16 protein-coding genes are annotated in these 24,599 nt (G+C 74.0%); 9 read left to right on the forward strand and 7 right to left on the reverse strand.

Annotation, left to right across the window (positions count from 1 at the left end):
• Positions 1–3: 3 nt before the first annotated feature.
• Together ACWEN0_RS35315 and ACWEN0_RS35320 are read right to left on the reverse strand one after the other, a co-directional pair.
• On the reverse strand, positions 4–708 hold the full coding sequence (locus ACWEN0_RS35315) for a flavodoxin family protein (protein WP_451983649.1): 705 nt from the start codon (positions 706–708) through the stop codon (positions 4–6).
• Between the two features lie 14 nt (positions 709–722).
• Entirely contained in the window at positions 723–2,654 is a 1,932-nt protein-coding gene (locus tag ACWEN0_RS35320) for a thiamine pyrophosphate-binding protein (RefSeq protein ID WP_451983651.1), read from the reverse strand.
• 100 nt (positions 2,655–2,754) lie between these two features.
• Here ACWEN0_RS35320 and ACWEN0_RS35325 point away from each other — a divergent pair, with 100 nt between their 5' ends.
• Together ACWEN0_RS35325 and ACWEN0_RS35330 are read left to right on the forward strand one after the other, a co-directional pair.
• Positions 2,755–3,393, forward strand: a complete 639-nt coding sequence (locus ACWEN0_RS35325; RefSeq protein ID WP_451983653.1) for a hypothetical protein — start codon at positions 2,755–2,757, stop codon at positions 3,391–3,393.
• Positions 3,394–3,428: 35 nt separating this feature from the next.
• Entirely contained in the window at positions 3,429–4,034 is a 606-nt protein-coding gene (locus ACWEN0_RS35330; RefSeq protein ID WP_451983655.1) for a hypothetical protein, read from the forward strand.
• On the opposite strand, the gene ACWEN0_RS35335 is transcribed toward ACWEN0_RS35330, so the two are convergent.
• Positions 3,988–5,919: a glycosyltransferase family 39 protein gene (locus tag ACWEN0_RS35335; RefSeq protein ID WP_451983657.1), complete on the reverse strand. Its 1,932-nt coding sequence runs from the start codon at positions 5,917–5,919 to the stop codon at positions 3,988–3,990. The genes ACWEN0_RS35330 and ACWEN0_RS35335 overlap by 47 nt on opposite strands.
• A 264-nt stretch (positions 5,920–6,183) precedes the next feature.
• On the opposite strand from ACWEN0_RS35335, the gene ACWEN0_RS35340 reads away from it, so the two are divergent.
• The 5 genes from ACWEN0_RS35340 (at position 6,184) to ACWEN0_RS35360 (ending at position 16,574) form a co-directional block, all read left to right on the forward strand.
• Entirely contained in the window at positions 6,184–7,314 is a 1,131-nt protein-coding gene (locus ACWEN0_RS35340) for a cytochrome P450 (protein WP_451983659.1), read from the forward strand.
• Positions 7,315–7,385: 71 nt separating this feature from the next.
• On the forward strand, positions 7,386–8,537 hold the full coding sequence (locus ACWEN0_RS35345) for a glycosyltransferase (protein ID WP_451983661.1): 1,152 nt from the start codon (positions 7,386–7,388) through the stop codon (positions 8,535–8,537).
• Positions 8,538–8,654: 117 nt separating this feature from the next.
• Positions 8,655–11,759, forward strand: coding sequence for a tetratricopeptide repeat protein (locus tag ACWEN0_RS35350; RefSeq protein ID WP_451983663.1), 3,105 nt, complete (start codon positions 8,655–8,657; stop codon positions 11,757–11,759).
• A gap of 213 nt (positions 11,760–11,972) precedes the next feature.
• Positions 11,973–12,479 carry an SET domain-containing protein gene (locus ACWEN0_RS35355; RefSeq protein ID WP_451983665.1) on the forward strand — a complete coding sequence of 169 codons (507 nt, stop codon included), beginning with the start codon at positions 11,973–11,975 and terminating at the stop codon, positions 12,477–12,479.
• Positions 12,480–12,482: 3 nt separating this feature from the next.
• The gene (locus tag ACWEN0_RS35360; RefSeq protein WP_451983667.1) at positions 12,483–16,574 is read left to right on the forward strand and encodes an amino acid adenylation domain-containing protein; all 4,092 of its coding nucleotides are present in this window, start codon (positions 12,483–12,485) and stop codon (positions 16,572–16,574) included.
• Between the two features lie 44 nt (positions 16,575–16,618).
• Here the strand turns inward: ACWEN0_RS35360 and ACWEN0_RS35365 are convergent, their stop codons facing one another.
• From ACWEN0_RS35365 to ACWEN0_RS35375, 3 genes are all read right to left on the reverse strand, one after another.
• Positions 16,619–17,659, reverse strand: a complete 1,041-nt coding sequence (locus ACWEN0_RS35365) for a ketoacyl-ACP synthase III family protein (RefSeq protein WP_451983669.1) — start codon at positions 17,657–17,659, stop codon at positions 16,619–16,621.
• On the reverse strand, positions 17,646–17,942 hold the full coding sequence (locus ACWEN0_RS35370) for a hypothetical protein (RefSeq protein ID WP_451983671.1): 297 nt from the start codon (positions 17,940–17,942) through the stop codon (positions 17,646–17,648). Before ACWEN0_RS35370 ends, ACWEN0_RS35365 begins: the two co-directional genes overlap by 14 nt.
• A 237-nt stretch (positions 17,943–18,179) precedes the next feature.
• Entirely contained in the window at positions 18,180–19,382 is a 1,203-nt protein-coding gene (locus tag ACWEN0_RS35375; RefSeq protein ID WP_451983673.1) for a cytochrome P450, read from the reverse strand.
• A 176-nt stretch (positions 19,383–19,558) separates the two neighbouring features.
• On the opposite strand from ACWEN0_RS35375, the gene ACWEN0_RS35380 reads away from it, so the two are divergent.
• Positions 19,559–21,205: a long-chain fatty acid--CoA ligase gene (locus tag ACWEN0_RS35380; RefSeq protein ID WP_451983675.1), complete on the forward strand. Its 1,647-nt coding sequence runs from the start codon at positions 19,559–19,561 to the stop codon at positions 21,203–21,205.
• A 3-nt stretch (positions 21,206–21,208) separates the two neighbouring features.
• On the opposite strand, the gene ACWEN0_RS35385 is transcribed toward ACWEN0_RS35380, so the two are convergent.
• Positions 21,209–22,951, reverse strand: coding sequence for a helix-turn-helix domain-containing protein (locus tag ACWEN0_RS35385; protein WP_451983677.1), 1,743 nt, complete (start codon positions 22,949–22,951; stop codon positions 21,209–21,211).
• 147 nt (positions 22,952–23,098) lie between these two features.
• Here ACWEN0_RS35385 and ACWEN0_RS35390 point away from each other — a divergent pair, with 147 nt between their 5' ends.
• Positions 23,099–24,487, forward strand: coding sequence for an MFS transporter (locus ACWEN0_RS35390; protein WP_451983679.1), 1,389 nt, complete (start codon positions 23,099–23,101; stop codon positions 24,485–24,487).
• Positions 24,488–24,599 lie beyond the last annotated feature (112 nt).

A 24,599-nucleotide genomic window follows, 5' to 3' on the forward strand; every position in this document is an offset into this window, starting at 1 on the left:
GGCTCAGCGGTATTCGGGGTTGGCGAAGTCGAAACGGCAGCCGGCGTCCCATTCGCTGCGCTGGTTGCCGTGCGCCGGGATGCCGCCCGCGTCCTTGAGCAGCCGGGCCAGGTGCAGCAGGTTCCAGGTCATGAACGTCGTGTTGCGGTTGGTGAAGTCGTTCTCCGGCCCGCCGGAGCCGGGGTCCAGGTAGGACGGTCCGGGTCCGGCCTCGCCGATCCAGCCGGCGTCGGCCTGCGGCGGGATGGTGTAGCCGAGGTGCTGGAGGCTGTAGAGGACGTTCATGGCGCAGTGCTTGACGCCGTCTTCGTTGCCGGTGATCAGGCAACCGCCGACGCGGCCGTAGTAGGCGTACTGCCCGGCGTCGTTGAGCAGGTGCGAGCAGGCGTAGAGGCGTTCGATGACCTGTTTGGTGACGGAACTGTTGTCGCCCAGCCAGATCGGGCCCGCGATGACGAGGATGTCGGCGGCCATGACCTTCGCGTAGAGGGCGGGCCACTCGTCGGTTTCCCAGCCGTGCTCGGTCATGTCGGGCCAGACGCCGATCGCGATGTCGTGGTCGATCGCCCGGACGACTTCGACGGCGACGCCGTTCTTTTCCATGATCCCGCGGCTGACGTCGATCAGCCCTTCGGTGTTGCTGCGCTCGGGGGACCGCTTGAGCGTGCAGTTCACGAACAGCGCGCGCAGGTCGTCGTACTTCGGCATGGTTTTCCTTCCGGTCAGAGGAGTTCGGCGTCCTGTTCGACGCAGAGCAGGGCGGGTCCGGTGGTGGCGAAGAGCGTGGTCATGGCGTCCTCGAGCTGGTCGCGGGCGGTGACGCGGATGCCCGTGGCGCCGCACAGTTCGGCGTAGGCGGCCCAGTCGGGGTTGCGCAGCGAGGTCTGCCAGACCGGGTAGTCCCCGGCCAGCTGTTCCTTGCTGATCTTGCCGAGCGCGTTGTTGTTCAGCAGGACGTGCTTGACCGGGATGCCGTACTTGACGGCCGTGGTGAGTTCGGTGGCGTACTGGCCGAACCCGCCGTCGCCGGTGACCGCGACGATCGGGCGGTCCGGTGCGGCCGCCCAGGCGCCGAGCGCGGCCGGGTAGCCGAACCCGATCGAGCCGAGGTAGCCCGACATCAGCACCGGCTGGCCCTGCGACTCGAGGTAGCGGCCGAGGGAGTAGGCGTGGTTGCCGACGTCGACGGTCACCACGGCGTCGGCGGGCAGGTGCCGCGACAGGGCGTCGAACACCGCCGCCGCGGCCACTCCGCGGCCCCGGTCGTCGGCCGCACGGCGGGCCTTCTCCGCACGCCAGATCTCCCAGCGCGCGGCGACGTCGGGGCGCTGGTCCTCGGCCTTCGTCTCGCCGAGCGCGGCGCTCAGCGCCGACAGCGTGAGCCGGGCGTCCCCGAGCAACGACGTCGTGACCGCGTCGAAGCGGCCGATCGCGGCCGGCTCGTCGTCGATCTGCAGGATCGGCTTGTAGGCGGCGATTCCGGTGTGGTCGGAGAAGGACGCGCCGACGACGATCAGCAGGTCGGCCTCGTTCATCAGCCAGCTCGCCACCGGTGTGCCGCTGCGCCCGAGCACCCCGGCGCCCAGCGGGTGGGTGTCCGGGACCAGGCCCTTCGCCTTGAACGTCGTGAGCACGGGCGCGGTGAGCGCCTCGGCCAAGGACCGGACTTCGGTTTCGGCGCCCCGCGCGCCGTGCCCGGCGATCACCACCGGGCGGCGCGCGCCGCGGACCAGCGCCGCGGCGGCCTCGACGGCGGAGTCCTCCGGCCGGATCCGGCGGCCGGCCGTGCGGCCGTCCGGAGTGGACGCGGGCGCGTCGCTCGGCCGGACCTGGACTTCGTCGGGCAGCACGAGGTGCGCGACCCCGCGGCGGTCGACCGCGTGCTTGACCGCCAGCGCGGCGAGTTCGGCGTGGTCGCTGCCACTGTGGACGGTCGTGGTCGACACGGCGACATCGCGGAACACCGCGGACAGGTCGACGTCCTGGAACGCGCCGCGGCCGAGCACCTTCGACGGCACCTGACCGGAGATCGCGAGCACCGGCGCGCCGTCCAGCTTCGCGTCGTACAGCCCGGTGAGCAGGTTCGTCGAGCCGGGACCGGCGATCGCGAAGCACGCCGCCGGCCGGCCGGTCAGCTTGCCGTACGCGCTCGCCGCGAACGCCGCCGCGCCCTCGTGCCGGATGCCGACGTAGGCCAGCTCACCGCGGTCCTCGGCGCGGCGAAGCGCTTCGGCGAACCCGAGGTTCGAGTGCCCGACCATGCCGAACACGTGGGTCACGCCCCAGGCCACGAGCGTCTCGACCAGCACGTCCGCGACCGTGCGCTCGGCCTTCGCCGGTTCCGGCAGCCGGACGAACACGCCGTCTTCGCGCTGCTCGACCGGGTAGGTCGCGACGCCGTCGGAAAACCCCTCCGGTGGCAGCCCGGAGATCGGGTCGTAGTCGTAGCCGTGCCACGGGCAGCGCAGCAGGCCCTTCTCGATCGACCCCTCGCCGAGCGGGCCGCCCTGGTGCGGGCAGCGGTTCTCCAGCGCGCCCAGCCGCTCACCGCAGCGGGACAGCGCGACGCTGCGGCCGCCGACCGTGACGCTGCGGACCCGGCCGTCCGCCGGCACGTCCGCCGGGTCGACCCGGTGCCAGCCGTTGTCCGTCATGTAACGCCTCCCAGGCTCGGGCACACTGTGCCGTCGAAACAGTGGTGACGGCAGACTCAGTGCCCCGGTCGGGGTCAGGCGTTACACGAGGAGTCCGGTGATGTCCGAGAAGGTTCTCGAAACCACCCGGCGGTTCCTGCACGGGGCCGCGGAGCTGCTGCTCGCCGGGCCGCAGCACCGCACGACCGGGCGCATCGAGCTGCGCGTGACCGAGGGCGGGTTCGCCACGGTGACCGAGCCCGCCCTGCGCGTCGAAGGGGCCGAGCTCGTCACGCCGTCCGGCCGGTTCCCGCTGGACGGCCGGTCGTACGCGCAGGTCGCCGCGGCCGCGGGACTCGAAGCGGGAGAGCCCGCCGGGGTGTACGGCGGCGGACCGGGCGTCGGGACCGACGAGGTGCTCACGCTGGACGCGGCCGCCGTGTCCACGCTGGTGCGCGCGTTCGCCGACGGGGACCGGGCCCTGCGGGCGTTCGCCCCCGGGCTGACGCCGGTCCTGTGGCCGGAGCACTTCGACGTCGCGATCGTGCTCGACGAGGTGAACTACGGCGTCTCGCCGGGGGACCGGTACTCGGCCGAGCCGTACGCCTACGTCGGGCCGTTCGAACCCCGCCGGGGTGAATTCTGGAACGCGCCCTTCGGCGCCGCGCGCACGCTGGCCGGCCTCGGCGACGGGGACGCGGTCGTGCGGTTCTTCCGCGCCGGCCGCGACCTCGCGGGCGGCGCCGTAAGGGATTCCTGATCTCCGGCCCGGCCCAACGCCGTTACCCTCGGCCGATGCCCGGTTCTCGATGGTCGCAACCCGTGCTGGTCGCGCTGCCGGGCCTGCTGCTCGCCGGGTTCGGGGCCGCGCACCCCGCGGTGCTGGACGCCGCCACCGCGTCGCGGTGGACGACGCTGCACGTGCTCCTGCTGCCGGTCTTCCCGCTGCCGGCCGTGGCGCAGTGGTTCCTGCTGGCCGCGGCGCCGCCGTGGATCCGCTGGCCGGGGCGGCTGGCGGCGTTCGGCTACGCGGCCTTCTACGGCGGTCTCGACGCGGTCGCCGGCATCGCCGCGGGCACCGTCACGGAGGCCCAGCACGACGTCACCCCGGTCGTCGGTGCCCTGTTCGGGATCGGGGACCTGCTCGGCCACCTCGGTGCCGGGTGCTTCCTGGCCGCCGCCGTGCTGATCGCCGTCGCCGCCGCGATGCGCGCGGGGTGGCGAGCCGCGCCCGGAGCGGTCGTGCTGCTGGTCGCGAGCGTGTCCTTTCTCGACAGTCACATCTTCTGGCCCCGCGGGGTGCTCACGATGCTCGGCGTCGCGGCCGGGATGTTCTTGCTCGGGCTGCCGGGCGTCACGCGTGGCACTCCCGCAGCCGCTGCCCGCCGATCAGGCCCGTGAACGACGACGCCGCCTGCGTGGGGGACGCCGTCACGCCGTACTCGGCCGGGGCGATCGTCGTGCAGTGGCGGTCGAACCACGCCGACCGGGCGCGCTGCACGGCGGTCGGGCCGGGATCGCCGGGAGCGGTGTAGCTCAGGACGTACTCGAGAGTGCCGTCGGTGGCCCACCGCTCGAGGGTGGCCGGGGCCGGGACGTCGTCGGTGCCGAGGAAGCCGCCGACACCGACCACCCGCTCGTTCGTCGTGATGAGGTAGGGCGCGGTGAACATGGCGCTGCCGTCGACGAGGAGGGTGATCCCGGTGCCGCCCGCGTGCTGCCGCGCGTAGGCCAGGATCCGCTGCTCGTCGGGGGAGAGGGCGACCGGGGCCGACGCGCCGCCCAGGGCCGGGCCAGCCGTCGGGAGCGGGCCGTTGTCGGTGCCCGCGAACGCGGTCGAGACCGACCAGACCGCCGGGGTCAGCACGACGGCCGCGAGGCCGAGCCCGATCGCCGGCCCGGTCAGCCGGGGGGCGAGCAGCGCCGCGGCCGCGACGACCGCGGCGGCCAGGGCCACCGGTCCGGTCCACGCGTGGTAGTCCGGGGTGCGGGTGGTGAGGACGTAGGCCCAGGCGCCGGCGAGCACGAACCCGAGGGCGAGCACGACGCGCGCGGGCACGCCGGCCCGCGTCGTGCGCCGGAGCCGGGCCACCCCGGCCGCCGTGACCGCCGCCAGCGCCGGGGCCAGTGCGGCCGTGTAGTACGGGTGCCAGGTGCCGTGCGCGAAGCTGAACAGCACGGCCGTCACCACGAGCCAGCCGCCCCACAGCAGCCACCCCGCCGTCCGGGCCCGGTCCGCCCGCGGGGCGCGGAACAGCACCGCCGCAGCGAGGACGACCAGGGTCAGCGGCAGCAGCCACGAGATCTGGCCGCCCGCCAGGTCGCCGAAGAGCCGCCCGAAACCGGGCTCGCCGCCGAAGATCGTCACCAGGCCACCCGGCGGCAGGTGCACCCCCGGCGGCAGCACCATCCCCGACGGGAGGCCGCCCCCGGGCAGCGTCGCGTCCCCGCCGACGACGCGGCTGAACCCGTTGTAGCCCCACAGGAGCTGCCACGCCGTGCCGTCGGTGCTGCCGCCGATGTAGGGCTTGGTCCCGGGCCACAGGTCGACCACCGCGATCCACCACCCGGACGTCACGACCAGCACGACCGCCGCGCCGAGCAGGTCCGCGAGCTTGCGGCGCACGCCCGCGCCCGGCCCCGCGAGGTACGCGAAGGCGAATGCCGGGACCACCACCCACGCCTGCAGCATCTTCGTCACGAAGCCGCAACCGAGCAGCGCCGACGACGCCAGCAGCCACGCCGTCGCGGCCCGCGGCCGGTCGGCGGACACGGCGCGCGTGAGGGCGTACGCCGCGGCCACGAGCAGGAGCACCAGCAGCGTGTCCGGGTTGTTGTCGCGGTCCACCGCGACGACCACCGGCGTGAGCGCGAACAACGCCGCGGCGAGCAGCGCGGTGTGCTCCCCGGCCCACCGCCGCACGGCGCGGTGGAGCAGGAACACGGCGGCGACGCCCTCGACCGCCTGGGGGAGCAGCAACGACCAGCCGTGGTAGCCGAACAACGCGGTCGAAAGGACCTGCGGCCACTGGCCGAGCGGCGGCTTGTCGAGCGTCACGACGCCTTGGCCGTCGAAGGACCCGAACAGGAAGTTCCGGACATTCAGCGACATCGAGCGGATCGCGGCCGAGTAGTAGCTGTTGCCGATCCGGCCGTCGGCGAGGTTCCAGAAGTAGAGCACGGCCGCCGCCGCGCAGATCGCCGCCAGGGCCCACGGCTGCCACCGGGGGCGGGAAAGCGTTTTCGGCGGAGCCGGGACGGGGGCCTCGGTGATGGTCGTCGACACGGGTGCTCCTCGATGCTGGTGGCTCTCCCGGGGGTGACCTTCCGGGGATACCACGGGGTTCGCCGCGCGGGCACGGTCTCGGGCCCGAGGCAGCACACCACGAGATGAACCGGCCGCCACCCGGCTCCTACCGTGGGAAGCACCCGGAGGATGGGAGACGTCCGAGCCGTGTCCGAGCCAGCCGAGGTACCTACGGCGGGAGAGCTCCCCGCGTTCCCGATGCGCCGCGTCACCCCCTTCGACCCGCCCCCCGAATACCGCGTGATGCGCGAGTCGGGGCGGGCCACCCGCGTCCGGCTGCCCTGGGGCGGCCCGGCCTGGGTGCTCACCGCCGCCGACGACATCCGCGCGATGCTCACCGACCCGCGGTTCAGCTCCGACCGGCTGCGGCAGGGTTTTCCTTTCCTGGTGCGCAATCCGCTGTCCGGGCCGCGCTCGTTCAAGCCGTCGATCATCAACCTGGACCCGCCCCCGCACACCGCGGCCCGGCACGAGGTCGTCGGCGAGTACACGATCCGGCGCCTGGAACGGCTGCGGCCGCGCATCCGCGAGATCGTCGACGAGCGCTTCGACGTGCTGCTGGCCGGGCCGGCTCCGGCCGACCTGGTGTCCACAGTGGCCTTGCCGGTGCCGTCGATGGTGATCTGCGGCCAGCTCGGTGTCCCGTACGCCGACCACGGGTTCTTCCAGGAGCGCAGCCTCGCCCTGCTGCGGCGTCAAACCCCGCTGGCCCAGCGGAAGCAGGCGGTCGACGAGCTGCAGGCCTACTTCCGCGACCTGGTGGCGGCGAAGGCGGTGGCACCGGCCGACGACCTGCTGAGCCGCCAGGTCCGGCGCCGCCGGGCGGCCGGGGACCTGGACGCGGCCGAGCTCGCGAGCCTCGCCGTGCTGCTCGTGGTGGCCGGCCACGAAACGACGTCCAACATGATCGCCCTCGGCACGTTGTTCCTGCTGGAGAACCCGGACGTCCGCGCGAAGCTGGCGGCGGACCCGGCGCTGGTGCCGGCGGCGGTGGAGGAACTGCTGCGGCACCTGTCGGTGGCGGAGGTGGCCACGGCCCGCATCGCGACGGCCGACGCGGACCTGGCCGGTGTCCGGATCCGGGCGGGCGAGGGCGTGATCGGCCTGTGCCACGCGGGCAACCGCGACCCGGCGCAGTTCGAGCGCCCGGACGAGTTCGCCCTCGACCGGCCCAACCGCCACCACCACCTCGCGTTCGGGTTCGGCCCGCACCAGTGCATCGGCCAGAACCTGGCCCGGCTGGAGCTGGAGACCTACTTCACGACACTGCTGCGCCGGGCCCCCGAACTGCGGCTGGCGGTGCCGGTCGCGGACCTGCCGTTCAAGCACGACTCCGCGGTCTTCGGGCCGTACGAGCTGCCGGTGGCGTGGTAAGGCGCCGGAAACGCCGCACGGCCGGAGAGAAAGCCACCGGCAGCCGCCGCGGGATGGTTACAGTCGATCAGGTGCGCATCCTGTTCACGTCGCTGGCCGCCTACGGTCACGTCTACCCGCTGCTGCCGCTCGCCGTCGCCGCGCGCGAGGCCGGGCACGAGGTCCTTTTCGCCACCGCCGAAGGCTTTCTGCCGGACCTGCGGGCGGCCGGGGTCGAGGCCGTCGCCGCCGGGGTCGACGTGCGGGTCGCCTTCGACCGGCTCTTCGCCGAGGCCGGTGAGACGCCCGGTGCGGAGATGCCCCTCGAGCGGATGACCGAGGTCATGGACCGGGTCTTCGGCGAGGTGCTGCCGCGCAGCTACTTCGCCGGGCTCACCGGGCTGTTCGCCACGCGGCGGCCCGATCTGGTCGTCTACGAGGCCTCGAACATCGGGGGTTCGTTCGCCGCGCGGGCCGCCGGGATCCCGGCCGTCGGGCACACCTTCGGGCACGTCATGCGCGTGGCGGTGGACGCGGAGAAGGTGGCCCCGTTCGCGCGGCTCGCCGCCGAGTTCGGGCTGGACTGGCGCGGGCTCGCCGAACTGGGCCACCCGTTCGTCGACATCTGCCCGGACTCGGTGCAGCACCGCGGTTTCCGCGACCTGGTGCCGCGGCTGCCGGTGCGCCCGGTGGGGTGGAGCGGCGCGGGCGAGCTGCCCGCCTTGCCGGCCCGCGACCGCCCCCTGGTCTACCTGACGCTCGGCACGGTGATGGGCAGCGCGGACGTCCTGCGCACGGTGCTCGGCGGCTTGGGGGTGCTCGACGTCGACGTGCTGGTGGCCTCGGGCCCGACGGTGCCCCCGGAGGCGCTGGGCGAGCTGCCGGAGAACGTCCGGAGCGTCGCGTGGGTCCCGCAGTCGCGGCTGCTGCCCCGCGTGGACTTCGTGGTCCACCACGGCGGCAACGGCACGATGCTCGGCTCGTTCGCGGCGGGCGTGCCCCAGCTGGTCCTCCCGCAGGGCGGGGACCAGTTCGCGAACAGCGAGGCGGTGGTGGCGTCGGGCGCGGGGGCGCGGCTGCTGGGTGCCGAGGTGACGGCGGAGGCGGTCACGGAGCGGGCGGGGGAGCTGCTGAAGGACGAGTCCGCCCGCGAGGCCGCCCGAGCGGTGGCGGCGGAGATCGCCGCGATGCCGTCCCCGGCGGAGGCGGTGTCCGGCCTGGTCGGCTGTGCCCGGGGCGGGTGACCGCGAAAGTCCACTGTGGACTCCGGGGTGCCGCTGCTCTGTTCGGGCCAGTGACGTATCCCCGCGGCGGGTCCATGCTTCCTCATCACGGCGGAACGTGGCTGTGCGGAGGGCCGGATGACGGGTCGGCGGGCGCCGGAGGTCGATATTCGTGTGCTGGGACCGTTCGAGGTCGAGGCCGGCGGTGCCCTGCTCGATCCCGGCGGGCCCCGGCTGCGGGCCATGCTCGCGCTGCTCGCGGCCCACGCCGGCCGGCCCGTGAGCGTGTCGGCGTTCGTGTCCCAGCTCTGGGGTCCCGAGCCGCCGCCGGACGCCGGGCGGACGGTCCGCACCTACGTCTCGCGGCTGCGCCGGGCGCTGCCGCCGGTCGCCGGGCTCATCGGGACCCGGGCACCGGGGTACGTCCTGCTCGAACCGGAGACCGTGGACGCCGTGCGGTTCCGCCGGCTGGCCCGGGAGGGGCACGCGGCACCGGCCGAGGTCGCCCGCGCACGGCTGACCGCGGCGCTGGGGCTGTGGCGCGGGACGCCGTACGCCGAGTTCGACGGGATCGCCGCGCTGGAAATGGACCGAACGCGGCTCGCGCGCGAACGCCTCGACGCCGTGCAGGACCGCGTCGACGCCGATCTGTCCGCCGGGCTCGGCGGGGAACTCGTCGCCGAGCTGACGGACCTGACCGCGGCCCATTCCGGGCACGAACGGCTGTGGGGCCAGCTGATGACGGCCCTGTACCGCGCGGGGCGGCAGGCGGACGCGCTGGCCGCCTTCCGGCGGGCCCGGCACGAGCTCGTCGAGTACACCGGGGTGGAACCGTCTCCCGAGCTGACCGGCATCCAGCGCCGGATCCTCGCGCACGATCCCCGGCTGCTGGCCACGCCCCGCGCGGATCCGGCGCCCGTGCCGGCTCAGCTGCCGCCCGCGGTGGCGGGGTTCACCGGGCGGCACGACGAACTCGCCGCCCTCGACGCCGCGGCGGACCCGGCCGCGGTCGCCGTCCTCGCGATCTGCGGCACCGCCGGCGTGGGCAAGACGGCGCTGGCCGTGCGCTGGGCGCACCGCGTCGCGGCCCGGTTCCCGGACGGGCAGCTCCACGTCGACCTGCAGGGGTTCGACCCCGGTGGCGTGGTGCCGGTCGAAGAGGCCCTGCGCGGGTTCCTGACCGCGTTCGGCGTCACCGAGCGCCAGCCCGGCACATTGCCGGAGCAGGTCGCGCTGTACCGGAGCCTGACGGCCGGGAAGCGCGTGCTGGTGGTGCTCGACAACGCGCGCGACGCCGCGCACGTGCGCCCGCTGCTGCCGGCCGGACCGGGCAGCGCGGTGGTCGTCACCAGCCGCGACGGCCTGGTCGGGCTGGTGGCCCGCGACGGTGCCCGCCGGATCGGGCTGGACGTGCTGGCCCGCGACGAAGCCGTCGAGCTGCTGCGGCAGCTCATCGGCGACCGGATCGCCGGGCCGGCGGAGCTCGAGGACCTGGCCGCGCACTGCGCCCGGCTCCCGCTGGCCCTGCGGGTCGCGGCCGAACTCGTCGTCCGCCGCGGCCGGGTCGGGCTGGAGGACCTCGCCGACGAGCGGCAGCGGCTGGACCTGCTGGAGGCCGGGGCCGACGCCGCGACCGCCGTGCGGGCCGTGTTTTCGTGGTCGGAACGGCACCTGCCGCCCGAGGCGAACCGCCTGTTCTGGTTGCTGGGCCTGCATCCCGGCCAGGACGCCGGCAGCGACGCCGTCGCCGCCCTCGCCGGGGCCGGCGGGCGGCGGCTGCTCGACGTGCTCGCCGGCGCCCACCTGGTGGAGGCCACCGGCACGGACCGCTGGCGGATGCACGACCTGCTGCGGGCCTTCGCCCGGGAGCGCGCGCAGCAGCAGCTCGACGAGGCCGACCGGCACCGCGCGCTGGAGAACCTCTACGAGTTCTACCTGACGCACGCGCTGGCCGCGATGGACGCCGTCTTCCCGGAAACCGTGGCGTGGCGCCGCGAAGACGCCGAGCCGGGCCGGACGGCGCCGATGCCGGCGGTCGCCGCGAAGGCGTGGCTGGACACCGAACGGCTGACCCTCGTCGCGATCACGCGCACGGCGAGCGGCGAGCTGGCCGGGTACGCCGTCAAGCTGGCGCGGGCGATCGACCAGTACCTGAGCGTCGGTTACCACAACGCGGACGCGTTTTCCGTGCACCGGCGGGCGCTCTGGGCGGCCGAGCGGCTCGGGGACCGGGCCGGGCAGGCGCGCGGGCTGCTGGAACTCGGGCGGTCGCACGCCCGGTCGGGCGCCTACGGGGACGCCGACGAGCACTACCGGCGCGCGCTGGGGCTGTTCCGCGAACTCGGGGACCGCGCCGGCGAGGCACGGGCGCTGATCGCGTTGGGCCACAACGAAGGCCGGGTCCGCCGCTACCACGACGCCCTCGACGGCTACGGCCGGGCGCTCGCGGTCAGCCGCGAAATCGGCGACCGCGTCCAGGAAGCCGTCGCGCTGGCCAGCATCGGCCAGGTGCAGCACAGCCTGGGCCGGCACGAGGAGGCGGTGTCGTGTTACCGCCAGGCCGCGGCGATCTACGAGGAGACCGGGCAGCGCGTCGGCCAGGGCCGGATCCTCAACGACCTCGGCAACGCCCTGCAGAGCTACGGGCGCCTGACCGAGGCCTACGACCACCACCAGCGCGCCCTGCGGATCCTGCACGACATCGGCGACCGCGCGGCCGAATCGATCGCGCACACCGACCTCGGCCGGATCTGCTCACGCTGGGGCCGGCACACCGAAGCCCTCGAGCACCACCTCGGCGCGATCGCCGTGTTCCGGGAGATCGGCGACCCGGTCGGCGAAGCGGAGGTGCTGGTTAACCTCGGCAGCGCGTACGAGCGCATGGGCCGCCACCCGGACGCGGCCGACGCGCACCAGCAGGCCCAGACGCTGGCCGCGAAACTCGGCGACCGGCGCCTCGAATGCACGGCGCTCAACGGCCAGGGCCGGGTGGCGTGCGCGGCCGGCCGGGGCGGCGAAGCCCTGGGGTACCACCAGCAGGCCCTGAACCACGCCCGGACGATCGAGGATCGCGAGCAGGAAGCCGCCTCGCTGGACGGGATGGCGGCCGCCCATGCCCAATCGGGGGCACCGGCCGAGGCCCGCCGCCGGTGGGTGGCGGCGCTCCGGATCTACGAGGACCTGTGCATGCCGGACGCCACCGGGGTACGCCGACGGCTCGCCGAACTCCCGGCGGCCGACTAGGAACCTGGCTCAGCCGCCGGTCGCGACCAGCCGGTCCTCCGGCACGCGACCGCCGGTGCGGAGCCGAACGGCCCGGTGGACCGCGGGTTCCGGGCCGGCCTTCGCTAGCAGCCGGGCGTTGAGAGGATCCTGAGAACACGTCCGCGCCGGGGTGAACTCTCCCGGACCGGCTCTCGTGCTCCCGGTAGACGATCAGCTCCCGGGAGGTCACGGATGTCCGAGGTCATCGAGGCGCGGCGTGCGGCCGTGGTCCGCAACGACGGCGAGTACCGGTTGGTCACGAACCAGGCGGTCCCGGCCCGCACGGTGTTGTTCACCCTCGAGGGTGAACTCACGGCGACGCCGACGCGCTACACGGTGCAGCTCGACGCGAGCCGGCACGTCGACATGCCCGCCGGGTGCCCGCTGGAGGAGGTGCTGGACCGGTACTACTGGCGGTTCATGAACCACGCCTGCGAGCCGGTCGCGGTGATCCGGGACCGGGAGGTGCTCAGCCTGCGCCCGATCCCGGCGTGGGCGGAGATCACCTTCCACTACGCCAGCACCGAGTACGACATGGCCGAGCCGTTCGAGTGCCGGTGCGGCGCGGACCGGTGCGACGGCGTGGTCCAAGGCTTCCGTTACCTGCCGCCGCATCGGCGCGAAGCGTTGCGCAGCCTGCTTTCGCCGTACCTGCTGGCCGTGCTCGACGGCCGGATCGCCGAACCCCTCGGGGTGTGAGGGGTGAGCGAGGCACTCCAGCCCTCCACCGCCGGACCCGCGCTGCTGCACCACTTCTTCGAGCAGTCGGCGCGCCGGCGGCCGGACGCGGTCGCGCTGGACGTCCCGCCCTCGGGCGGGCGGGCGCGGCGCACCGTCACCTACCGCGACCTGCTCCGCCGGTCCAGCGTCGTCGCCCGCGCTGTGCAGCAGGCGGTCCGGCGGCCGGGGATCGTCGCGATCCTGGTGCCCCGCACGAGCGAGGACCTCTACCTCGCGCAGCTGGGCGTGCTCCGCGCCGGGTCGGCCTACGTCTGCGTCGACCCGTCGTTCCCGGACGAGCAGCTCGGCCACATCCTCGGGGACGCCACGCCGGCGCTGCTGATCACCGACCGGGCCGGGCACGATCGGGCCCGTCGCGCCGGCTACACCGGAGCGGTGCAGCGCGTCGACGGCCCGGCCGGGCCCGCCGCGCAGCCGGTCATCGCCCCCGCGGCGCCGCCGGGACTGGCTTACGTCATCTACACCTCCGGGACGACGGGAAAGCCGAAGGGCGTGCTCGTCGGGCACCGCGGGGTGGTCAACCTGATCCGGTCGGACGTCGCGGAGTTCGGGCTCGCGCCGGGGGACCGCGTCGCCCAGGGGTCTTCCCCGGCGTACGACTCGTCGGTCGAGGAAATGTGGATGGCGTGGGCGTGCGGCGCCACCGTCGTCGTGATGGACGACGACACCGCCCGGCTCGGCCCGGACCTCGTGCCGTGGCTGCGGCGTGAGCGGGTGACCGTGCTCTGCCCGCCGCCGACGCTGCTGCGGGCGACCGCGTGCGAGGACCCGCGGCGGGAGCTGCCCGACCTGCGCCTGCTCTACGTCGGCGGGGAAGCCCTGCCCGACGACGTCGCGGAGCGCTGGGCGCCGGGACGCCGCATGGTCAACGGCTACGGGCCGACCGAATGCACGGTGACCTGCCTGCGCGCCGACGTCGAACCCGGCAAGCCGGTGGCCGTCGGCAAGCCCGTGCCGGGCATGCGGGCCTGGGTGCTCGACGACCGGCTCGAGCCGGTGAAGCCCGGGGAGCAGGGCGAGCTGTGCATGAGCGGCGCCGGCCTGGCGCTCGGCTACCACGGCAAACCGGAGCTGACGGCGGAGAAGTTCCCGCACCACCCGCGGCTCGGGCGGCTGTACCGCACCGGTGACCTCGTGCACGCCGGGCCGGACGGGACGCTCTTCTACCACGGCCGGATCGACTCGCAGGTCAAGCTGCGCGGCTACCGGATCGAGCTGGAGGCGATCGAGGCGTCCCTCGCCCGGTTGCCCGGCGTGCGCGAAGCGGCCTGCCGGGTCCAAGGCGAGGGCGCGGGCCAGGTGATCGCCGCGCACCTGGTCCCCGACGGCGCCATGCCGGACCCGGCCGTCCTGAAGGACCGGCTGCGCGAAGTCCTGCCCGCGTACATGATCCCGGCGGTCTTCGGCGAGATCGGCACGCTGCCGCGCAGTGCCGGCGGCAAGCTGCGCCGGGCCGACCTGCCGGTCCTCGCCAGCGGGCGGCGCCACGCGGCCCGGACCGCCGGCACCGGAGTCGAGGAGTTCATCGCCGAAGCGCTGCGCGCGGTGTTCGGGACCGACGACATCGGCGCCGACGACGACTTCTTCGACGACCTCGGCGGCAGCTCGCTGCAGGCGGCGATGCTGATCTCGAAACTGCGGGGGAACCCGCTCACCGAAGCCATCGCCGTCCGGGACGTCTACCGCGCCCGCACCGTGTCGGAGCTGGCGAAGCTGGCCGCCCCCGCGAACCACGACGAGCTGGACGCGGTCGCGGCCCCGGCGCGCCGTGCGGTCGCCATCACCCTGGCGCAGGCGGCGTGGCTGTTCGCCGAGCTGGCGATCGCCGCGCCGATCGGCTACTTCGCCGTCTTCGTCGTGCTGCCGTGGCTGGCCGAGCGGATCGGGCTCGTCCCGCTGATCGTCCTGCTCCCGGTCGCGGTGCTGGTGGCCGGGTTCGGCTGGACGCCGGTGGCCGTTTTCCTGGCCGTGCGGGCGAAACGCGTGCTCATCGGCAAGTTCAAACCGGTGCGGGTGCCCGTCTGGAGCGGGTTCCACCTGCGCCTGTGGATCGTGCGGCACCTGCTGCGGTTCGTGCCGTGGGGGACCATCGCCGGCACCGAGTTCCAGTGCGTGGCCCTGCGCTCGCTCGGGGCCCGGATCGGCCGGCGCGTGCACATCCACCGGGGCGTCGACGTCGCGCAGGGCGGCTGGGACCTGCTCGACATCGGCGACGACGCCACCATCGCCCAGGACGCCTCGCTCGGCCTGGTGCAGCTGGGCGAGGGACACCTCACGATCGGCCGGGTCACCGTCGCGGGCGGCGCCACCGTGGACGTCCGCGCGGGCATGGCGCCCAACACCCGGCTCGGCCGCGGGGCGTGGCTGGCCGCGTTGTCGTCGCTGCCGTCCGGAACCGCCGTTCCCGACGGCCGCCGCTGGGACGGCGTCCCCGCGCACGACGCGGGACCCGCACCGCGGGCGCCGGTCCCGGTCGTCTCGGGCATGCTCTCCCCGTTCGCGCACGGGCTCGCGACCATCGCGGCCCGGGCGGCCTTCGCGTGGCTGTTCACGCTGCCGTTCTCGATCGTGATGATCGCGCTGGTCCTGGCGTTCGACGTCACCTACCCGGCGGTGCTCGGTGCGCTCACACAGCCGTGGGCGCACCTGCGGTTCCTGGTCGTCCTCGCCGGCGCGAGCTGCCTGTCACTGCTGGTCTCGGTGTGGCTCGAGGCACTCAGCGCGCGGCTGCTCGGCCGCGTCGGCAGCGGCGTGATCAGCCGGTGGAGCCTCGCCTACATCCGGGTCGGGCTGAAGACGGGCCTGGTCACCACGGCGGGCAACTGGCTCTCCGGCGGGCTCTTCTGGCCCGTGTGGCTGCGCTGGGCCGGGATGAAGGTGGGGCGCGGCTGCGAGATCAGCACGATCATCGACGTCGTGCCGGAGCTGGTCGACATCGGCCCGGACACCTTCTTCGCCGACGGCATCTACCTCGGCGGCCCGCGCATCCAGCAGGGCACGGTCACCCTCGCGCCGGTCCGCCTCGGGCACGACACGTTCCTAGGCAACCACGCGGTCATCCCGGCCGGGCAACGGCTGCCCCCGGACATCCTGATCGGCGTCTGCACGGTCGCCGACGACCGCATCATGGTGGCCGGGACCTCGTGGTTCGGTCACCCGCCGATCCTGCTCCCGCGCCGGGAAATCGTCGACACCGACCGCAGTCTCACGCACGACCCGTCCTTCGCGCGGGTCGTCACCCGGGTGTTCTGGGAGTGGCTGCGCTTCGCGCTCCCCGTCGTCCCCCTGGCCGTCATGACGGCCTGGTTCACCGGGATCGCCTACGCCGCAAGGAGTCTGCCGCTCGCCGCGCTCGTCTTCCCGGGCGCGGCCGCGGTGACGGCGGCGACGGCGCTCCTGCCGTGCCTGATCGTGCTCGCGCTGAAGTGGGGCCTGCTGGGCCGGGTCAAGCCCGGCGTGCACCCGCTGTGGTCCTGCTGGTGCAGCCGCTGGGACTTCCTTTACGTCGCTTGGGGAGTAATCGCCTCCGGGGTGCTGGCGGCCTTCGAAGGAACGTTGCTGCTGCCGTTGTACCTGCGCCGGATGGGCATGGACATCGGCAAGCGCGTCGTGCTGGGGGAGGGGTTCGCGCAGGTCGTCGACCCCGACATGCTGCACTTCGGCGACGGTGCCACGGTCAGCGCGATGTTCCAGGCCCACACGTTCGAGGACCGCGTGCTCAAGATCGACCACGTGCACGTCGGCGCGCATTCGACCCTCGCACACGGCACGGTTCCGTTGTACGGCGCCGAAATCGGCGAACACACCCACGTCGCACCGCACAGCGTGATCATGAAGCAGGAGCACCTGTGGCCCCGGCTGCGCTACGCGGGTGTCCCGACGAAAGAGCAGAAAGCGCCCTCGCCGCGGACGAACCCCGATCCCGTCACGCACCCGCTTCGCGCGGCGGGCCGGGTCAAACCCGTTCCGGCGCCGCCGACGCAGGCGTTCTGGCAGTTCGACCGGGCGTTCGCGGTGCCGGGCGAGCCGGCGGGCCGGGCGCCCGGGGGATGACCGGCCGCCGATGCCGCTCCGCCCGGAGCGGCATCGGCGGACCGTCAGAGCGCGGCCGTGGGGCCGAGCTGCAGCACGACGGCCGTCCACGTCATGCCGACGCCGATGCCCAGCAGCAGCACGTGGTCACCCGGACCGGCTTCGCCCGTGCGGAGCAGGTGGTCCAGCGCCACGATCTGGTCGCTGGCGCCGAGGTGGCCCACCCGCAGGCCCAGCTCGGTCATCGTGCGGTCCTCGGGAATGCCGAGCGGGCGCAGGATCTGCGTCTCGACCAGACGGCGGCCGTAGTGCGGGGCGCAGATCTTCACGATGTCCGGCAGGTCGACCCCGGCGTCGGACAGCGCCGTCTTCACCACCGCCGTCACGCCGTCCGCGTTGCGGGTGTCGACGTGCGCCGGGCCGCCGTGGCGGGCGAGCCACTGGCGCTTGCGGCGGCGGATGTCCAGCGACCGGTGCGCCGTGACGCTGGCCGTGCGGAACGGTTCGTCGCCGCGTTGCAACCCCTCCAGCGAGGGATCGGTGTAGGAGGCGATCGCGCGGACGCGCGCCAGGCCCGGCCGCCGCGAGAGCACGACCGCGCTGCCCGCGTCGCCGTAGACGATGCCCGTGTCGGTGCTCCAGTGCGGGAACCCGGGCCCGCCGAACCGGTCGCCGGCGGTGATGAGCGCGGCCTCGTGGTCCGGGCGGCCGTGCAGCACGCTCGCCGCGACGTCCAGGCCCGCCACGACGCTGTTGCTCATCGCGCCGAGCTCCAGGGTGAGCCCGGGGCCGGCGCCGATGCTCAGCCGGTCGCGGACGTAGGACGCGGCGTGCCAGAAGTCGATGCCGGGGTGGTAGATCCCGGCGTGCAGGCACAGCGTCGGCCAGACCGGTTCGCCGGCCGCGGATTCGGCCCGGCGCAGGGCTTCCCGGCCCGCGCGCACCGCGAGCTCGGGGCCGTGCACCACGGCGACGGCGGTGGAGAGCTGACCGGTCCGCTCGGCCTCGGCGGCGGTGAACTCGCCGGCCGCGAGCGGGACCGCGGCCGGCGTCAGCGCACCGACGTCGCTGCCGATCCCGGTCAGGTGCAGGTCATCGACGCGCATCCGCGGTCACCTCCGGGAGCACGGCTTCGATCTCCGAGAGGGTGTCGTCGAGGTGGAGCGGGGGAGCGGACACGCACCCGGCGGCGGCGAGCTCGGCGGCGACGGCTTCGGCGCTCCCGCCGGCGAACCGGTGGAACCCCGCGAAGCAGGCGGGTCCGCTGCCCGGGACGGCGATGGCCAGGTGCGCCCAGCCGGTTTCGCGGTCCCACCGCACGATCAGCCGGGTGGTCCCGGCAACGGGGTGGGTCTCGCGCAGCACCTGTGTCAACGTCGTGGCGGTCAAGCAACTTCCTTTCGGCACGGCGAACAGCGCGCACCACGGGGTGCGCGCCGGGCGGAGGGAGTGGGCGGGGACGCGTCGTCGGGTCCCCGGGAACGCCGGGAAACCTACCGCGATGATCATGCGCGCCCAGTCACACCCCGATACACAGAGTGATCACGCGGACTGGTACGGGACCGGATTTGCCGAAAACAGCTCGGTTTTCGGCGGTGGCGATCGTGAGGTTTCTTCGGGTGTTGCTCACTCTGGGTAGCGATCCCATGTGATGGGCAGGCTCGTGACGCCGCGCATCAAGCCGTCGCGCCGCCACTCGAGGTCGGCCGCGGGGATCGCGAGACGCAGGTCCGGCAGGCGGCGGACCAGTGTCGACAGCAGGACCCGCAGCTCCAGTCTCGCCAGGGGCGCGCCGATGCAGTGGTGCACGCCGAAGCCGAACGCGACGTGGTGGTTGACCACGCGGGTGAAATCCAGGTCCCCGGCCGACGCGAACACCGATTCGTCGCGGTTGGCCGAGTCCAGCTGGACCAGGACGGCCTCGCCCGCCCGGATCGCCTGGCCGCCGACCTCGAGGTCCTCCGTGGCGATCCGCGCCAGGTCCGCGACCGTCGCCAGCGGCACGAACCGCAGCAGTTCCTCCACCGCCGCCGGCACCAGCTCGGGGCGGGCGACGAGCGCCGTCCACCGTTCGCGGTCGGACAGCAGCTCCACCAGGAAGCTGCCGGTCAGGTTCGCCGTGGTCTCGTGCCCGCCCGCCAGCAGGGCCACGCCGAGCATGAGCAGTTCGTTGTCCGACAGGCGATCCCCTTCGTCTCGCGCCGCGACGAGCGCGGTCAGGAGATCGTCGGCCGGCTCGGCCCGGCGTTGCGTGATCAAGGTGTTCAACGCGCCCGCGAGCCTTCCGCGTGCCTCGGTGACGTCGGCGGGGGTCACGCTTCCGCCGGAGGCGACCAGGGTTTCGGTGCATTCGCGCACCATCCGGCGTTCACCCGGCGGCACGCCGAGCAGTTCGCTGATCACCTGCACGGGCAGTTCCCACGCCACGGCCGAGGCGAAGTCCACGGGCGGGCTGACGCCGTCGAGGAGCGAGTCGACGATCTCCTGGACCCGCGGCCGCAGCCCCTCCACCCGGCGGACGGTGAACGCCTTCGCCACCAAGGCCCGGATCCGGTTGTGCTCCGGCGGGTCCATCGCCAGCAGGTTGCCGGCGGGTTCGAGGCCCGGCCGCCCGCGCGGCACGTCCGCCCCGGCCGCCGCGGCGCGCGAAAACCGCGGGTCCGACAGCACGAACCGCGTCTGCTCGTAGCGCGTCACCAGCCAGGCGTCGCCGCCGTACGGCATCGTGACGCGTACCGGCGCCCCGGACTTCCGGAACTCGGCGAACCGCGGGTGGGGGCGCAGCGCCACGGCGTCCGCGACGGGGTAGGGAACGGGCTGGACATCCATCGCCTCATCGTCCGGCAGGGGTGCGCGGCGGCGTACCGCCCAACGGTGGCCGGTCGCGGGCGGTGGAGGTAACCGCCGCCGGACCGGGGCGAGGAGTGGAAGTTTCCGCCCTCTTCCCGCGGCCCGGAGCGGACTTACGGTGACTCGCGCCCGCCCGCCGACCGAAAGGGGCGTCCATGCCCGAGCAGCCGCGAGCCGCGAGCGAACCCCCGACCGGGCTGATGCAGCCCCGGCCGCTCACCCTCGCCCACATCCTCGACCGCGCCGAGCGGCTGTTCGCGCACAAGGCCGTCGTGACCGCCGGTGGCGAACGGCTCACCTACGCCGACGTAGCCGGCCACGCCCGCCGCCTCGCCACCGCCCTGGACGCGCTCGAAGTCCCGGCCGGCGCGCGGGTCGCGACCTTCGCGAGCAACCACCGGCGGCACCTCGAGCTGTACCTCGCGGTGCCCGCCACCAAGCGGGTGCTGCACTCGGTCAACATCCGGCTCTCGGCCGAGCACCTCGAATACATCGTCGAGCACGCCGGGGACGACGTCGTGTTCGTCGACCGCGGGCTGCTGCCGCGGATCTGGCCGAGCGCGGGCCGGCTGCCGCGCGTGCGGCACTGGGTCGTGCTGCCCGACGGCACCGACACGCCGATCCCGGTGGACCCGCGCGTCACGGGCTACGACGAGCTGCTCGCCGCGGCCGAACCGTTCACCGGCTCGTTCGAGGACGCCTTCACGCTCGAGGACGAGCACCTGGCGTCCGGGCTCTGCTACACCTCCGGCACGACCGGAGCGCCGAAAGGCGTGCTGTACAGCCACCGTTCGACGGTCCTGCACTGCCTGGGCACCCTGGCGGCCGGGCTCATCGGCCTCCGCGAAAGCGACGTCGTGCTCCCGATCGTGCCGATGTTCCACGCGAACGCCTGGGGCCTGCCCTACGGCGCGATGATGGCGGGCGCGTCCCTGGTCCTGCCCGGCCCGTCCGCGGATCCGGCGCACCTGCTGGGACTGATGGAAGCCGAGCGGGTCACGGTCGCCGGGGCCGTCCCGACGGTCTGGACGAGCCTCGCCCCGCGGCTGCCGGACCACGACCTGAGCGCCACGCGGTTCCTCCTCGGCGGCGGGTCCGCCGTGCCGCCGGCGCTCTCGGAGACCTACCGGGCCGCGATCGGCGTCCCCATCACGCATTCCTGGGGGATGACGGAGGTCAGCCCGGTCGGCGCGATCGGCGGCACCCGCACCCAGCACCGGGACGCGTCCGCGGCCGAGCAGGTCGCCGTCCGGGCCGCCCAGGGGCAGCCGCTGCCGCTGGTGAACGTGCGCATCGCCGACGTCGAGACCGGCCGGGAGCTGCCGCGCGACGGCGAGGCCGTCGGCGAGCTGCAGGTGGCGGGTCCGTGGGTGGCCGGCGGCTACTACCGGGTGGACGCCGCGTCGAGCTTCACCGGCGACGGCTGGCTGCGCACCGGCGACCTCGCCACCCTCGGCCCCGACGGCTACCTGCGGCTGGTGGACCGGATCAAGGACCTGATCAAGTCCGGCGGCGAATGGATCTCGTCGGTCGAGCTGGAGGGGGCCATCGCCGCGCACCCGGACGTCGCCGAGGTCGCGGTGGTCGGCCGCCCGGACCCGCGGTGGATGGAACGCCCGGTCGCCTACGTCGCCTTGCGCGAAGGCCGCGCCACCACGGCGGACGAGCTGCTGCGGCACCTCGAGCCGCTGGTCGCGAAGTGGTGGCTGCCCGACGAGTTCGTGTTCCTGCCCGTGCTTCCCAAGACCGGCACCGGGAAGCTGTCGAAGACGGCCCTGCGCGATTCGGCGCGCATCGCCTGACGCTCAGGACGGGGCCGCCGCCCGGAGCCGGTGCAGCCGGAGCCCGAGCTGCAGCTCCAGGTCGTTGTCGTGGCGCCAGTCGAGGCCGAGCACGGTGTCCGCCCGGTCCAGCCGCTTGAGCAGGGTGTTGACGTGCACGTGCAGTGCCCGGGCCGTCGCCGCGACGTTGGCGCGGTGCACGTAGTACGCGGTGAGGGTGCCGACGAGGTCGGTGCCCCGCCGCTCGTCGTACTCCAGCAGCGGGCCGATCGAGGCGGCCAGGAACCGGTCCAGCTCACCGGCCCGCTCGGGGTCGAAAACCAAGGCGTACAAGGCGTAGTGGCGGGTCGTGACGCCCCGGTCGGTGTGCCCGAGCGCCCGCAGCACGCCACCGCAGCGGCCCGCCAGGGTGAACGCCCGCGCCCAGTCGTGGCCGGCCGCGCGTTCGCCGACGACGAGCACCGGGCCGCCGACCCGGCGCCGGAGTCCACTGTGGACTTCTTCGGCGGTCCGGTCGTCGTCGGTGCTCGGCAGGATCAGCGTGGCCCGCCCGAGGTGCTCCCCGGCCAGGCCCGACCGGTCGCGGGCGACGTCGTGCAGGTGCCGCGCGAGGTCGGTCGGGGACACCGCGGCGGACTCCGCGACGAGCACCAGGTCCAGCCGGTCGGCGTCGATCCCGCGGGCCCGGGTGCGGGCGCGCTGCGCCGCGCTGATCCCCGGGCTGCCGACCATGAGCTCGGTCAGGAGCTCGCCGCTCAGCCGTTCGCTCGCCTCGGCCACCGCCTGCTCCTTGAGGATGAGCAGCCCGAGGATGTGCGTGGCGCGCTCGAGGGTCCGCACGTCCACGTCGTCGGGCGCGCCCTTCCGGCTCCACGCCAGGGCACCGAGGTAGCTGTCGCCGGCCTGGATCGCCGCGACGCTGCACGCGACCCCGCCGGCGTCGACCGAAGTCGTGCAGCGGCCCGACCGGCGGGCTTCGCCGACGGCCTCGGCCAAGCCGTCCTCCGACGGCGCCGGGCACGGGTTCGACGCCGACGCGCAGCGGGCTCCGGCCGCGCCGGCCCGGTCGAGGAGGGTGACGCTGCCGCCGAGCTGGTCGGCGAGCAGCTGCGCGACCTCGCCGGGGGAGCCGCCGGCCAGCACGACCCCGGTCAGCGCTTCGTGGATCCCTTGGGCCCGCTCGCTCTTCCGGTAGGCGACCTGCAGCTCTTGGAGGGCGGTGCGGCTCGCCTCGTAGAGCCGGGCGTTGTCGAGCGCGACCGCGGCGTGGTCGGCGAACGCGTTCAGCAGCGCGATTTCGGCCGCTTCGAACGACCGCTCGGCGCGGTCCGCGGCGAACAGCGCGCCGACCGCTTCGCCCCGGATCACCAGCGGCACCCCGAGGAGCGCGACGAGCCGTTCGGTGCCCACCAGCCGGTCGAAGTTCGCGTCGTGCCGGATGCGGTCGGACCGGGCGTAGTCGCGCACCCAATGCGGGCTTCGCGACGCCAGCACCTTGCCGCCGAGCCCGACCGTGGCCGGGATGGCCGCGGCGAGGAACTCGGCGGAGATCGTGCCCTCCGAGGCGCGGGCCGACAGCCGGCCGTCCGCGCCGACCAGCGACAGGTAGGTGAAGTCCGTGCCGATCAGGTCGTGGGCGTGGTGCACGATGGACTGCAGGACCTCGTCGAGGCCGCCCAGCGCGGTGAGCGACTTGACGGTGGCGTACAACGACGCCAGCTCCCGCTGCCGGCGCACGAGCGGAGCCGGTTCCGCCTCTGGGGCCACGATGCCCTCCTTCCCGCGGCGGCCGGTGGGGGAAACCGCCACCGGCGGGCCGTGAGGAGTGGGTGGTCCACACCTCAGGCCGCAGCGTAACGGCGACTTAGCATGACCGCCATCACGTGCCTCGCTTCACCGACGAAGGCGGCCTCCATGGCAATCCCCGTAACCGAACCCGAAGGGCAGCCCGGCCGCGCCGACGCCGGCTCGCCCGCCACGCCCCGCCGGGCGTTCCGCAAGCTGCTGGCCGCGGGCCTCGTCGGCAGCTCCATCGAGTGGTACGACTTCTTCCTCTACGGCACCGCGGCCGCGCTGGTGTTCCCCAAGGTGTTCTTCCCGCATTCTTCGGCGCTGACGGGGACATTGCTCGCCTTCAGCACGTTCTGGGCGGGTTTCGTCGCCCGGCCGGTCGGCGGGGTGCTCGCCGGGCACCTCGGCGACCGGTACGGGCGCAAGCCGGTCGTCGTCGGCTGCCTGGCGATCATGGGCGCCGCGACGTTCTTGATCGGCTGCCTGCCCAGCGCGGCCGCGGTCGGCTCGCTCGCACCGACGCTCCTGGTGATCCTCCGCTTCGTGCAGGGGCTGGCCACCGGCGGTCAGTGGGGCGGGATCGTGTTGCTGCTGACCGAATCCGCCGGCCCGAAACGGCGTGGCTTCGCCGGGACCTTCGGCCAGACCAGCGTTCCCGTCGCCGTGATCCTGTCGAACCTGATCTTCGTGGCCACCAGTGGCCTGATGCCGGACAGCGCGTTCCTCACCTGGGGCTGGCGGATCCCGTTCCTGCTCAGCGTCGTGATGTTCTCGGTCGTCCTCTACATCCAGGCCAAGGTGGAGGACACGCCGGAGTTCCGCGAGCTGCAGGCGGGCGCGTCGAAGCCGGAGAACGAGGCGGTCCGCGCGCCGCTGGCGCGGGTCGTGCGCGGCCAGTGGCGCACGATCCTGCTCGGCTGCGGGCTCCTGTCCGCCACCAACAGCCTGTTCTACGTCAGCATTTCCGGCCTGCTGAGCTACGGCACCGGCACCCTGAAGCTCGAGCGCGACGGCCTGCTCGCGACCGTGCTGATCAGCTCCGTGGCGATGCTGGTGATCATCCCGTGGTCCGGCCACCTCTCGGACAGGCTCGGGCGCCGGCCGCTGATCCTCGTCGGCGGGCTGGGCGTCGCCGCGTGGGGCTTCCCGTACTTCGGCCTCGTCGGCACGGCCTCGCTGCCGCTGATCTTCGTCGCCGTCACGGTCGGGTTCGTCTTCCAGTGCCTCACCTACGGCCCGATCGCGAGCTTCCTCGGCGAGCTGTTCGCCCCCGGCGTGCGCTACTCGGGCGCGTCGCTGGCCTACCAGCTCTCCGCGATCATCGTCAGCGGCGGCACGCCGTTCCTGATGACCGCGCTCATCGCGGGGACCGGGAGCACGCTGCCGGTCGCCGGGTACATCACGCTGATGGGGCTGATCACGTTCGCCAGCGCGTGGTTCCTGCCCGAGACGAACACCGCCGACGTCCGGTCCGACCCGCGTGCCGTCCCGGGCACGCACCTCTACCGCTGATCCCCGAGGAGGCCAGTGTGCGAAGGGGCATTGTGTGGGCGGCGACCCTGGTCCTGGCGGCGGGCGCGGCGGCCGCACCCGCGTCCGCCGCGACCGGCCCGGCCTGCGCCGG

This window comes from Amycolatopsis sp. NPDC004378 (genome assembly GCF_053602455.1).

Coding starts and splice junctions, on each gene's coding strand:
- ACWEN0_RS35325 (WP_451983653.1), top strand. CDS start 2,755: ATGTCCGAGAAGGTTCTCGAAACCACCCGGCGGTTCCTGCACGGGGCC.
- ACWEN0_RS35375 (WP_451983673.1), bottom strand. CDS start 19,382: ATGGATGTCCAGCCCGTTCCCTACCCCGTCGCGGACGCCGTGGCGCTG.
- ACWEN0_RS35340 (WP_451983659.1), top strand. CDS start 6,184: ATGCGCGAGTCGGGGCGGGCCACCCGCGTCCGGCTGCCCTGGGGCGGC.
- ACWEN0_RS35330 (WP_451983655.1), top strand. CDS start 3,429: ATGCCCGGTTCTCGATGGTCGCAACCCGTGCTGGTCGCGCTGCCGGGC.
- ACWEN0_RS35350 (WP_451983663.1), top strand. CDS start 8,655: ATGACGGGTCGGCGGGCGCCGGAGGTCGATATTCGTGTGCTGGGACCG.
- ACWEN0_RS35355 (WP_451983665.1), top strand. CDS start 11,973: ATGTCCGAGGTCATCGAGGCGCGGCGTGCGGCCGTGGTCCGCAACGAC.
- ACWEN0_RS35390 (WP_451983679.1), top strand. CDS start 23,099: ATGGCAATCCCCGTAACCGAACCCGAAGGGCAGCCCGGCCGCGCCGAC.
- ACWEN0_RS35320 (WP_451983651.1), bottom strand. CDS start 2,654: ATGACGGACAACGGCTGGCACCGGGTCGACCCGGCGGACGTGCCGGCG.
- ACWEN0_RS35315 (WP_451983649.1), bottom strand. CDS start 708: ATGCCGAAGTACGACGACCTGCGCGCGCTGTTCGTGAACTGCACGCTC.
- ACWEN0_RS35380 (WP_451983675.1), top strand. CDS start 19,559: ATGCCCGAGCAGCCGCGAGCCGCGAGCGAACCCCCGACCGGGCTGATG.
- ACWEN0_RS35365 (WP_451983669.1), bottom strand. CDS start 17,659: ATGCGCGTCGATGACCTGCACCTGACCGGGATCGGCAGCGACGTCGGT.